This window comes from Rhizobium rosettiformans W3 (assembly GCF_004912135.1).
In the GTDB taxonomy this organism is placed as follows: domain Bacteria; phylum Pseudomonadota; class Alphaproteobacteria; order Rhizobiales; family Rhizobiaceae; genus Allorhizobium; species Allorhizobium rosettiformans.
Window position 1 is genome coordinate 47780 of the sequence record NZ_STGU01000009.1, and the last position, 12257, is coordinate 60036.

11 protein-coding genes are annotated in these 12257 nt (G+C 62.8%); 5 read left to right on the forward strand and 6 right to left on the reverse strand.

Going from position 1 to position 12257, the window contains the following annotated elements:
* Window positions 1–29 precede the first annotated feature (29 nt).
* The 5 genes from FAA86_RS16225 to FAA86_RS16245 form a co-directional block, all read right to left on the reverse strand.
* Window positions 30–947, reverse strand: coding sequence for a cytochrome c (locus FAA86_RS16225; protein WP_136542238.1), 918 nt, complete (start codon window positions 945–947; stop codon window positions 30–32).
* Window positions 948–1037: 90 nt separating this feature from the next.
* Complete coding sequence (locus FAA86_RS16230; RefSeq protein WP_113460666.1) at window positions 1038–1481, reverse strand: c-type cytochrome; 444 nt, start codon at window positions 1479–1481, stop codon at window positions 1038–1040.
* A gap of 167 nt (window positions 1482–1648) precedes the next feature.
* Window positions 1649–2524, reverse strand: a complete 876-nt coding sequence (locus FAA86_RS16235; protein ID WP_136542239.1) for a metallophosphoesterase — start codon at window positions 2522–2524, stop codon at window positions 1649–1651.
* A 66-nt stretch (window positions 2525–2590) separates the two neighbouring features.
* Window positions 2591–3661, reverse strand: a complete 1071-nt coding sequence (locus FAA86_RS16240) for an AI-2E family transporter (RefSeq protein ID WP_210309845.1) — start codon at window positions 3659–3661, stop codon at window positions 2591–2593.
* A 146-nt stretch (window positions 3662–3807) separates the two neighbouring features.
* Window positions 3808–4689: a VOC family protein gene (locus FAA86_RS16245; protein WP_136542241.1), complete on the reverse strand. Its 882-nt coding sequence runs from the start codon at window positions 4687–4689 to the stop codon at window positions 3808–3810.
* A 213-nt stretch (window positions 4690–4902) separates the two neighbouring features.
* Between FAA86_RS16245 and FAA86_RS16250 the strand changes: the two genes are divergently transcribed.
* Both FAA86_RS16250 and FAA86_RS16255 read left to right on the forward strand, forming a co-directional pair.
* Complete coding sequence (locus tag FAA86_RS16250; protein ID WP_136542242.1) at window positions 4903–5313, forward strand: universal stress protein; 411 nt, start codon at window positions 4903–4905, stop codon at window positions 5311–5313.
* Window positions 5314–5338: 25 nt separating this feature from the next.
* The gene (locus FAA86_RS16255; RefSeq protein WP_167495019.1) at window positions 5339–5659 is read left to right on the forward strand and encodes a TraR/DksA family transcriptional regulator; all 321 of its coding nucleotides are present in this window, start codon (window positions 5339–5341) and stop codon (window positions 5657–5659) included.
* Window positions 5660–5718: 59 nt separating this feature from the next.
* Here the strand turns inward: FAA86_RS16255 and FAA86_RS16260 are convergent, their stop codons facing one another.
* On the reverse strand, window positions 5719–8037 hold the full coding sequence (locus tag FAA86_RS16260; protein ID WP_136542244.1) for a Tex family protein: 2319 nt from the start codon (window positions 8035–8037) through the stop codon (window positions 5719–5721).
* A 275-nt stretch (window positions 8038–8312) separates the two neighbouring features.
* On the opposite strand from FAA86_RS16260, the gene purD reads away from it, so the two are divergent.
* From purD to FAA86_RS16275, 3 genes are all read left to right on the forward strand, one after another.
* Complete coding sequence (purD, locus tag FAA86_RS16265; RefSeq protein WP_136542245.1) at window positions 8313–9584, forward strand: phosphoribosylamine--glycine ligase; 1272 nt, start codon at window positions 8313–8315, stop codon at window positions 9582–9584.
* Between the two features lie 127 nt (window positions 9585–9711).
* Window positions 9712–10161 carry a plant virulence effector HPE1-like domain-containing protein gene (locus tag FAA86_RS16270; protein WP_136542246.1) on the forward strand — a complete coding sequence of 150 codons (450 nt, stop codon included), beginning with the start codon at window positions 9712–9714 and terminating at the stop codon, window positions 10159–10161.
* Window positions 10162–10437: 276 nt separating this feature from the next.
* Entirely contained in the window at window positions 10438–12255 is a 1818-nt protein-coding gene (locus FAA86_RS16275; protein ID WP_136542247.1) for a methyl-accepting chemotaxis protein, read from the forward strand.
* Window positions 12256–12257: the final 2 nt, after the last annotated feature.

The window sequence follows — 12257 nt, forward strand, 5'->3', positions numbered from 1 at the left end:
TTGCGCGATGCTGAACAGGCTATGCGAGCTTACTGAACCGCGGGGATGGCTTTCAGATAGGCGGCGATCGCCTCGCGGTCTGAGGCGGGAAGCTCGGCCATGTTCTTCTGCACCTCGACCATCGAGCCGCCGACGCTGTCATAGTCGGGGGTGAAGCCGGTTTCCAGATAGGTGACGATATCGCCCTCGCCCCAGGAGCCCATGCTTTTTGAGCCCGGCGTGATGTTCGGGATGGTGCCCTCCCCTTCCGGGTTGGGTCCCCCGGCGAGCCACTGGCCGGAGAGGAAGCCGCCAAGCGCGTTGCGGGGTGTGTGGCACTCGCCGCAATGGCCTGGGCCTTCCACCAGGTATTGGCCGCGCTTGACCATGTCGGAGGCATCGGCGAGCTCGACCCGAGGCGCATCGGTGAAATAGAGGAACTTCCAGCCCCCCAGCACGAGACGTTGATTAAAGGGGAAACCCAGTTCATGTGGCGGCGCGACGGCGTCGCTTGCGGGCAGCGTCTTCATGAACCCGTAAAGGTCGTTGATATCCTCGGGCGTCATGCGGGCATAAGAGCCGTATGGGAAGGACGGGTACAGATGCTCGCCCTCTCGACCCACACCGCGGGTCATGGCATCGCCAAACTCGGCAAGCGTCCAGGCGCCGATGCCGGCTTCCGGGTCACTCGATATGTTGGGGGCGTGGAAGGTGCCAAAATCGCTCTTCAGTGGCGCTCCGCCTGACAGGGTCAGCCGCGCATCGCCCGTGGCTCCCGCCGGCGCGTGACAGCTCGTGCAACCGCCGGCGAAGAAGACTTCGCGGCCATGGGCGACATCCGGCTCGCCGAGATTGGCCCAGACGGACGGGTCCTGGCGGTCAGGTGCCGTGACGACCAGGAAGCCACCGAAACCGGCAATCCCGAGCACGGCGAGCGCACCCAATCCCTTGACCCAAGTCGATGCCATCAAAGGCCTCCATCATAACCACGCGTCGCCCTTCAGAGCGCAGATCGGCGGGCGATCCGGATCAGCCGGACTCCGCCCGCCGCAAAGCTCTTACTTCTTCAGGCGGTAGGTCTGGTGGCAATCGCCACAGGTGCCGCCAATGGCCTGCATGGCCGCGCCGACGGCTGCCTGATCGGCCGGAAAGCTTGCGAGCTGCGCTTCAGCAGCGGCGGTGAGCTTGGCGGACTTTGCCTTGAAGTCATCCATGTTCTGCCAGATCGCCGGGGCAGCCTCGCTGTCCATGCCGGTTTCGCTGCCGGCCGGGAAGTGATCGGGGAAGGTCTTGCTGACCTCGACCAGCGTGGTGAGGGCTGCTCTCACGGCTTCGGCATCATAGGGCTTTTCGCCCTTGGCAATGCCGCCGAGCGTGCCCATGGCGCCGCCGACCTTCTTCATCTCTTCCTGACGGACAACCTGCGGTTCGCCCGCAGCGATCGCTGCGGACACGCCAAGACAGATCGCCGCCGCAGCGGACAGAACAACTTTCAACTTCATCAGCTTTTCTCCAGAGTTCGGCCGGGCGCACCGGCGATCATTTGCGGGCGACACATGTTTGCAGGCTTGGGAGAGCCGATTGAAGTCACAAAGGAGTGATAAGTCACCCCCCGATCAACTTTCGGATATTTATGACGAATTCGCGTCAGGCGCCTGTCAGCAAACTGTCAGGAAGCCACGCCGACACGCCGCTTTTCACGCACCAGATCGAGCCGCCGATCCGGCTCGCGACCATGCCCTGATATCTCGATGCGGTCCTCGAAAACCGAGAGCACGGCGAAAGCATTCTCGTGCTCGGTATCCACCATGCCTTTGAAATTGACGAAGTGGACGCCGTCTTTTTCGGCGTAGTTTCCGGTGTGCTGATGGCCACAGAGATAGGCCAGTACGGCAGGCGATGCCGTGACAAGCCGGGTCAGTTCCTCGGCATCCCACAAAGAATGATCCGAAAAGGGATGGAGGGGATAGTGGCCGAGCAGGATCACCTTCTCTCCATCCGCTTGCGCGGCCGAAAGCCGGTCCGCGATCCAGTTCATCTGTCGACTGGAGATACCGGCATTCCACTCCTGGGCATTGGGCGCGCCCTTCGCTTTCAACCCGGCGAGACGCTGCTTTGCCTCGTCGCGCCGGGGATCGCCTTCCGGCGGCGCGAAGAGCGAGATCTCGTTACCGTCGGTTACGAGGAGACGCAGGCCCCTGATCCGCACCTCGTGATAGGGGGCCGGCATGCCAAGGGCGGCGTGGACGTCGGGCAGACGATCCGGCGTGACGAGAAAGTCGTGATTGCCGGGCAGCAGCATGCGTGGCGCCGCAAGACCCTCGAGGATTTCCAGGACCGGCGCGAGATTGTCCCAGCCGCGATCGATGAGGTCTCCCAGCACTAGGACGGCATCGAGCGCCTGCGTGTTGAAGTGCGCAACCGCCTCCCGCAGCTTCGGCAGAGACTGGCGGAAGTGGCGGTCGAGAACCGGGTTTGGATCAAGATCGGCATATTGCGGATCGGCGATAATGCCGAGCCGCAGGCGGGGGAGGTCGTTTGTCATGTATGGGCACCGCTCGTTTCAAGCGGTGCCTAGGACTTGTCGATGACGACGAGATGACAGGCGAGACTAGCCGGGCAGGTTCGGCTGTATTTTCGTCTGGGGCATGATGCCGGCATAGAGGGTCATGCAAATGAGGGTCAGCGGAACCGCGAGCATGGCGCCGACAGCGCCCCAGAGCCATGTCCAGAAGACAATCGCGCCAAACAGCATGAAGGCATTCATCTGAAGCCTTTTGCCCATGACGGCCGGGATGAGCAGGTTCTCCAGGAAGCCGTCCAGCACGAAGAAGATGAAAGCGGGCATCAGCCCCCAGAACAGGCTTTCGTGCACCAGGAGCCCGCCGATCACCATGGCAATCGTCACCATGGCGATGCCGAGGAAGGGGATGAAGCTCAACAGGAAAGCTGCCACTCCCCAGAGCGCCGGTGTTCCGAGTCCACCAAGCCAGGCGACGATGCCGGCTGCCACACCGAAGAGGCCATAGACGATGACGGCGGTGGCAAAATAATAGCCAAGCGCCTCCTCAACCTCGTTCAGGAGGCGAATGGCCTTCAGGCGGCGGGCGCGATCCGCGAAAGCGCGGATCAGTTCGCGGCGGAGCGCTAGCCGGCAGGAAAGAAAAAGCAGCAGGCCGGCGATGAAAATGAAGACCTGCAGCAAGGCCGGCGTGACACCGGCTGCGATGGTCGAGAGAATCGTGCCGGAGTTTTCCATCATGGTCTCGAGCGAGTCCGGTCCACGGGACAGGATCGCCAGAGGCCGCTCCATCCACGGGATCTGCTCGAGATAGGCGATCACCTGGTTGACCATGTCCGGTCCGTTCTCGATCAGCATGGCGATCGGCGTCCAGACGATGCTGATCAATACGAGAAGCACCACAAGGAAGAGCCCAGAAAGAATGATTGCCGTCAGCGTCGGGGGAACACCCAGCTTGCCGAGACGGTCGGCAGCAATGCCGAGGATCAGACCGACGACCACGGCCATGGTGAGCGGGATGAGGATGAAGGACGCGAGATGCAGCGCGATTAGGGCGAAGATCAGGAAAAGCCCGATCACAGACCAGGAGACGACGTAATCAAGGCCCGTCTTCTTGAAACGGACCTTGCGGGATGGCGTGTGCCGATGGTTGACCTGCATGTTCACCGGGCGCTCCCCGGCAGAAAATGGTCTCGGCTGCAGATTGGCGACATGACGTTGTTCCCCCTGGGCGACGTCCTTCAACGTTCGGGAACAATATCCGTTCCACGCCGGATCGCGCCGGCTTGCAGCGGATCCGGAGGTGATCAGGCCGCAGGTGCGACCAGGGTCAGCCCGATGCCCCAGGGATCCCGCAGGTGGTAGCCCCGCGCGGTGCGGCCCACCTTGATTTCGAGGCCCTCGAGCGTGGCGAGAACACCGTCCAGAACAGCCTTGTCGTTGAAGGCGAGTTCGTAATCCTGCAGGCCGGTCATGGCACCGGTGCGAGCCGGCGCGTTGCGGCTGTTCCAGATGTTGGCCGCCACATGGTGGTGGTAGCTGCCGGAGGCGTAGAAGCTTGCGCCCGGATAGCTCGCCATCTTCTTCAGACCGAGCACACCTTCGTAGAAGCGGTCCGCTTCCGGCACGTTCCCAACCTGCAGATGGATATGGCCAAGGGCTGCGTCCGGCGACATGCCGGCCCAGGGCGTCTTTGCCGCGCTGTCGTAGAGCGCCTGCAGATCCAGCCGGCGCGTGTCCATCTCGACCGTGCCATCGGCGAGATACGTCCACTCCTCGGGCTTGCGGTCCCGATAGACTTCGATGCCGTTGCCTTCCGGGTCGGAGAGATAGATTGCCTCGCTCACCAGATGGTCGCTCGCGCCGTCGAACTGCAGGCCAAGATTGGCAGTATGCGCCAGCCAATGGGCAAGCTCGGCGCGATCCGGCATCAGGAACGCGTTGTGAAAGAGGCCGGCGGCATTCCGGGGCGCGGGAGCCGCATCACCCCGCGTTGTCAGCGTCAGCAGGACGTGATCTCCAGCGCCGAGTTCGACGCCACTCTCGCTCGTTTCGAGCCGCTTCATGCCGAGCGCCTTCTCGTAGAAGCCAGCCATCGTATCGAGATCGCGCACGACGAGGTGCGCACGGCCGACATGGACGGGGCGGCTTGTGGCGAAAGAGGTGAGTTCGTTCGATGCGGCGGTCATGGGGTTTTCTCCTGCAGCCTGAGGCGGCGCTTTACGAAAATATGGTGCAGATCGTTCGTTCACAGAAGATCGCATTTCTTCGAAACTTCGTTCGACAAAAGTTGACAAAGCAACCCGTCCCAAAGTTGATCCTGATCAATGCGGCTCGCGCTCCCGAGACGCATCTTCAGTCCATAAAGAGGAAACACCCGGCGGGTGCCAAAGGAGAGCAAGATGTACAAGAAGATCATCGTCCCGGTCGATCCGGCAGCCGTCGAGATCGGCGAGAAGATCCTGGCGAAGGCGAAGTCCCTGCTGGACGAGGGTGGCGAGATCGTGCTGCTCACGATCATTGAGGACATCCCCGGCTATCTCGCGATCGACGTGCCGGTTGACCTGATCGAAGGTGCGATCAATGACGCCAAGGCCAAGCTTGTCGCGATAAAGGAAAAGGCCGAGGTGAAGGCGCATATCGAGATCCGATCCGGCGCTCCGGCCCGTGAAATCCTGGCAACGGCCGAGGAGCACAAGGCGGACCTGATCATCGTCGGGTCGCACGTGCCCGATTTCTCCAACTACTTCATCGGCGCGACGGCCGACCGGGTCGTTCGTCATTCCAAGATTTCGGTTCTGGTCGACAGGTGAGACGATGGACAATCCCGTACAAGCCATGGACACAGCCCATTTCGAGCGGATCCTCTTGGCCCGCAAGGACGAGATCGAGCGTCGGCTGAAGAAAATCGACAATGACCTCGGCACGTTGAAAAGCGCCGACAGTGCCGAACGCGCGACCGAGGCGGAAAACGACGAAGTGCTGGAGGAATTCGGCCAGGTGGGCGAGGAAGAACTGAGGGCTATCGATGCCGCGCTGGACCGGATTGCCAAGGGGCGGTATGGTCAGTGCATGAAATGCGGCGAGCCGATCTCGATGGAGCGGCTTAAGGCCGTGCCGCACACACCTTTCTGCAAGGATTGTGCAGCGACTATTTGAGAGGTGCCTTTCGGGGGCGATGGGCAGGCCGGAGTGATGAGCTCCGGCCTGTTTCTCGTTTACTTCTTCCGCATGGCCTCGGCGAGCGCGGCGCCGAGACCGCCCATGGCCGGCTGCTCCGGCTTCGGCGGGCGGGCGTTCGAATGCTTCATCGCATTGGCATTGCCGCGGGCGTCACCGCGCATCGAGGGCTGTTGCGCCTCGCCGCCGTCTTTCCGCATGGTGAGCGCAATGCGCTTGCGCTTGACGTCGACCTCGACGACGCGGACCTTCACCACATCGCCGGCCTTCACCACCTCATGCGGATCCTTGACGAAACGATCGGCAAGCTGGGAGACGTGGACGAGGCCATCCTGATGCACGCCGATATCGACGAAGGCACCGAAGGCGGCGACATTGGTGACCGTGCCCTCGAGCGTCATGCCGACCTTGAGATCGGTGATCTCCTCGACGCCTTCGGCGAAGGTTGCCGTCTTGAAGGACGGGCGCGGGTCACGGCCCGGCTTTTCGAGTTCGGCGAGAATGTCCTTGACCGTCGGCAGACCGAACTGCTCGTCGATGAAGCGCTTGGGGTCGAGGCTCTTCAACGTCGCGCTGTCGCCCATCAGCGAGCGGAGGTCCCGGCCGCAGGCGGCGACGATCTTCTTTGCCACGCCATAAGCTTCCGGGTGCACCGAGGAGGCATCGAGCGGCTCCTTGCCATTCGGGATACGCAAAAAGCCGGCGCATTGTTCGAAGGTGCGGGCACCGAGACGCGGGACTTTCAGGAGATCCTTGCGGCTTTCGAAGGCGCCGGTGGCATCGCGATGGGCAACGATGGCTTCCGCCGTCGTCTTACCGAGACCGGAGACCCGGGCAAGCAGCGGGGCGGATGCCGTGTTGAGATCGACGCCGACGGCATTCACCGCATCTTCGACGACGGCATCGAGCGAGCGACCGAGTTTGCCCTGGTCGACATCGTGCTGATACTGGCCGACGCCGATCGACTTCGGCTCGATCTTGACGAGTTCGGCAAGCGGATCCTGCAGGCGACGCGCAATCGAGACGGCTCCGCGGAGCGACACGTCGAGATTGGGGAATTCCTTGGCAGCGGTTTCCGAGGCCGAATAGACCGAGGCGCCGGCTTCCGAGACGATGACCTTGGTCGGCTTCGGCGCGGTCGACGGGAACTGCGCCAGCATATCAGCCACCAGCTTTTCCGTCTCGCGGCTGCCCGTGCCATTGCCGATCGAGATCAGCTCGACCTTGTGCTTGCGGATGAGCGAAGCAAGCTCCGCCTGCGTGCCGCGAATGTCGTTCTTGGGCGGGAAGGGATAGACGGTCGTCGTTTCCACCACCTTGCCGGTGCCATCGACGACGGCGACCTTGACGCCGGTGCGGATGCCGGGGTCGAGGCCCATGGTCGGGCGTGAGCCGGCGGGGGCGGCCAGCAGCAGGTCTTTCAGATTGCGGGCGAACACGTGGATCGCCTCTTCCTCGGCCCGCTCGCGCAGTTCGCGCATCAGGTCGAGCGAGAGGGACACGGAAAGCTTGACGCGCCAGGTCCAGCCGGCGACCTCGAGGAGCCACTGGTCGGCGGGGCCTTTGCCGGCGACCTGATAGGCGCTGGCGATCATGCGCTGGCTGGGCTTCACCGGGGCCGAGTCATCGCGATCGACTTCGATCGACAGCGACAGAAATTCCTCGTTCCAGCCGCGCAGCATGGCAAGCGCGCGGTGGCCGGGGACGGTTGCCCAGCGTTCGGAATGGTCGAAGTAATCGGCGAACTTGGCGCCAGCCTCGGCCTTGCCGTCGACGAGCTTCGAATAGAGGATCGCGCGATCCTTCATGTCGTTGCGCAGGCGGCCGATGAGATCGGCGTTTTCCGAGATCTGCTCGGCAATGATGTCGCGGGCGCCTTCGAGCGCCGTCTTCACGTCCGGCACCTCTTCGGTGATGTAATCGGCTGCGAGCTGCTGCGGGTCGCTCGTGCGGTCGGCGAGGATCGCATCGGCGAGCGGCTGCAGCCCCTTCTCCCGGGCGATCTCGGCGCGGGTGCGGCGCTTGGGCTTGTAGGGCAGATAAAGGTCTTCGAGCTCGGCCTTGGTCGTCACCGAAGCGATCTTGCGGGCAAGCTCATCCGTCATCTTGCCCTGGCTATCGATGCTCTCGAAGATCGACTTGCGGCGGGCGGCGAGCTCGCGCAGATAGATCAGCCGTTCGGCGAGATTGCGCAGCTGGGTATCGTCGAGACCGCCGGTCACTTCCTTGCGATAGCGGGCGATGAAGGGGACCGTCGCGCCCTCGTCCAGCAGACCAACTGCGGCCGTCACCTGGTCGGGACGGGCGTTGATCTCGGTGGCGATGAGGGCGGCAATGCTCTTGATGTCGTCGGCCATGGGTCATCCGTCTTGTGCTGAGCAGACTTTCGTTGGCAAGCCAACAATTCATCCGCTCAGCGTCTTTGTTTGTCGCAGGTTCTCATCGCAAAACCGTGGGACACTTTTGCTGAACCTGCTTCGTGGACGCGGACCATAACGGGCGATTGCGGCAAGGCAACGGGAATGGAGCCCACTTCACAGGAAAGCAGGGCCATCAGAGGTCAATTCGGCTTGACCTTTCGCCTCCCTCCCCTTAACCGCCGGGCATTCCCTTGTGGCACTGGAGGCTGGCAATGAAGGTTCTTTTGATCGGTTCGGGTGGACGCGAGCATGCTCTGGCCTGGAAGATCGCCCAGTCGCCGCTGTTGACCAAGCTTTATGCCGCCCCCGGCAATCCCGGGATCGCCGAAGAGGCCGATCTTGTTGCCCTCGACACGGATGATCATGCTGCTGTGGTCGCCTTCTGCAAGGACAAGGGCCTCGACTTCGTCGTCGTTGGCCCGGAAGCACCGCTGGTCGCCGGCATTGCCGATCGCCTGCGCGAAGCCGGCATCGCGGTCTTTGGGCCGTCGGCGGCCGCGGCCCAGCTCGAGGGCTCCAAGGGCTTTACCAAGGATGTCTGCGCCCGCTTCAATATTCCGACCGGCGCCTATCAGCGTTTCAACAACGCGCCGAAGGCCAAGGCCTATGTGCGCGAACAGGGCGCACCCATCGTCATCAAGGCCGACGGCCTTGCCGCCGGCAAGGGTGTCACGGTTGCGATGACGCTGGATGAGGCACTCGCCGCGATCGACGACTGCTTCGAGGGCGCGTTCGGTGCTGCCGGTGCGGAAGTCGTGGTCGAGGCCTTCCTCGATGGCGAGGAAGCAAGCTTCTTCTGCCTCTCCGACGGCAAGTCGCTGTTGCCACTTGCCACCGCCCAGGACCACAAGCGCGTGGGCGACGGCGATACCGGCCCGAATACCGGCGGCATGGGTGCCTATTCCCCGGCACCGGTCATGACGGCAGAGATGGTCGAGCGCACGATGAAGGAGATCATCGAGCCGACCATGCGCGGCATGGCCGAGATGGGGCATCCCTTCCAGGGCGTGTTCTTCGCCGGGCTGATGATCACCGAGAAGGGCCCGGAACTCATCGAATACAATGTGCGCTTCGGCGATCCGGAATGCCAGGTGCTGATGATGCGCCTGAAGAGCGATCTTCTGCCGATCCTCCATGCCTCCGCCACCGGGACGCTAGACCAGGTGACGGCCGAGTGGAGCGAGGACCCGGCGTTGACCGTGGTGCTGGCATCCAAGGGCTATCCCGGCGCATACGACAAGGCGACGCCGATTGCCTCGCTTCCCCAGGCCGGGGACGGCGCCAAGGTCTTCCATGCCGGGACGGCGATGAAGGACGGCCAGCTGGTCGCGACAGGCGGGCGCGTGCTCAACGCCACGGCGCGGGGGGCGACGGTTGCGGAGGCGCAGGCGGAAGCCTATCGATTGGCCGACGCGGTCGAATGGGCGAACGGTTTTTGCCGCCGCGACATCGGCTGGCGGGCAATTGCGCGCGAGAAAGCCTGATTTCCATACGGATCTGTCGCCATTTCCGCTTCGAAATCGCCACTTCGTTCAAATTTTACAGAAGCTTCTGACCGGATCGAAAGAAACTGCTGCTAACGTTCTTCCCAACAATCGGGGAAAAAACCTTATGCGCCGTCTCGCTTCGACATCCATGATCCTTGCAGCATCGCTGGTGGCCATGCCTGCCATGGCAGGCTCGATCTCGACCATAACCGGGCTCTCCGCCAGCCAGCCGAGCATCGTCTCGATCGACTGCGCCCACTGCCCCGCGCCGGCACCGAGGCTCAGCAAGTCGCATTACCAGGTGCCCGCCATCGCCAATGGCTATCAGGCCGCCGAAGTGGTGGATATCGACGGTGAGAAGAAGCTGAAGCGCGTGGAGCGCTGGTTCGGCGGGTCCCCGGTCGTGGTCTATAGCTCGGCTGCAGGCTGGGCGACGGACGGCTCGATGGTCGTTGCCGGCACCCTGGCCGCTCCTGCCGCCATCGACCATGGCGCGATGACCGCGGCCGTCGATACGGCTGCGGGCGACAAGCCTGCCCCGGCTCTTGCAGGCTTCGAGCTGCGCCTCGACTGATTTTCCCATCCGCCCGCCAAACGATCCGGGCGCGGCGGTTCCTCGTGGACGACACGGACATAACGCCCGGCCCAGTCCCGGGCGTTATGTCGTTTGAGACCCCCCCTAAATTTCACCAGTACATTTTCGTATCCCAATATTCTGAGCTGCTTAAAGGCATCTCAATCTTTCGGATCGAGAGTCTGTCGTACTCCGTCGACACATGACGTGCCGATCCCGTTCGCTTGCTCCTCCCACCGCGCACGAACCGCTCGACAGACGAAAGATCGCTCGCCTATGAAAAACCTGAAGATTTCCCTCCAGCTGATCATGCTGATCGGCGGCTTGATGGTGGCCTTTGCTGCCGCCACCTATTTCGAGGTCCGATCCTCGACTGCGACAATCTACCAGCAGCGCTACGAACTCCTGAGGACGCAGGTCGAGAGCGCATTGTCCGTTCTCAAGGACTTCAACGACCGCGCCGTTGCCGGCGAATTCACCGTTGAAGAGGCCAAGACCCGCGCCTACGACATGCTGAACAAGATGCGCTTCGAGCCGGACGGCTACTTCTTCGGTTATGACTATGATGTCGTCATGGTGTTCCACCCGACTTCGAAGGATGTCGGCAAGAGCAACAAGGGCAAGCCGGACGCGAATGGCTTTGCCTATCGTGACGAGCTGGTCCGGCTTGGCCAGCTGGGCGGCGGATTTGTCGAGTTCATCGGTCCAAAGCCTGGAAAAGATCCCGAAGATCGTTCCTATCCCAAGGCCTCCTACGGCAAGGCCTTCGAACCCTGGAAGGTCGTCATCGTCACCGGCCTTTACACCGATGACCTGAAGGCTGAAATCCGCTCGAGCGTCATCAAGACGATCAGCTGGTCCATCGGCATCTTCGCTCTCGCGCTGATCGCCGCCTTCTTCGTGATCCGCAACATCACCAAGCCTTTGAAGGCGATCCACGATTCGCTTGAAGCCGTGGCAGACGAGAATGTCGATATCGCCATTCCGCATACCGATCTGCGCAACGAAATCGGCATGATGGCGAAGGCCACCAAGAGCCTGCAGGACAAGGTGCGCGAGCGTCATGCGCTTGCGGCCCGCCAGGAAGAGCAGCAGCGCGAACTCGACAGCGAGCGCAGCCAGAATGCCGAGGCGCAGCTTGCCGAAGCCCGGCAGCAGGCGCATGTCGTCTCCACCATCGGCCAGTCGCTGGAGCAGCTCGCCCATGGTGATCTGACTGTCCGCTGCGCCGACCTCGGCCCGAAATATGCAGCGCTGCGCGACAACTTCAACGATGCGCTTGCCCGCCTCGAGGAAGCCATGGCCCGCGTCAACCTGAAGGGCAACGACATTGCCGTCTCGAAGGAAGAGATCCGTCGCGCATCCGGCGAGCTTGCAACCCGCACCGAACGGCAGGCTGCTAACCTCGAAGAGACCTCTGCGGCGCTCGACGAACTGACCGTTGCCGTTCGCCAGACGGCGGATGGTGCTCGTGAAGCCGCAAGCCGCGTCAGCGCCGTCAGCGGCGAAGCCAAGCAGAGCGACGAGATCGTGGCCCGTGCCATCAGCGCGATGAGCGGCATCGAACAGTCGTCTGCCGAGATCACCAAGATCATCGGCGTGATCGACGAGATCGCCTTCCAGACCAACCTGCTGGCGCTCAATGCCGGCGTTGAGGCGGCCCGTGCCGGCGAAAGCGGCAAGGGCTTTGCCGTCGTCGCCCAGGAAGTCCGCGAGCTTGCCCAGCGCTCTGCAGCGGCCGCCAAGGAGATCAAGGATCAGATCGCCCGTTCTTCCGCACAGGTCGAACAGGGTGTGCAGCTGGTCGGTCAGACCGGCGAAGCCCTGAAACGCATCTCCGACCAGATCGCCAGCGCCAACGACATCGTCTCCAAGATCTCGCACAGCGCCCAGGAGCAGGACACGACCCTGCGCTCGATCTCGTCGTCGATGAACCAGCTCGACCAGGCCACCCAGCAGAACGCGGCGATGGCCGAGGAAACCACGGCATCGGCAGAGGTTCTCGCCAACGACACGGGCGACCTCCTGAACCTCATCCGCAGCTTCAAGACGAGCCAGGCGGGCGGCCAGCAGCAGTATCGCATGGCGAGCTGATC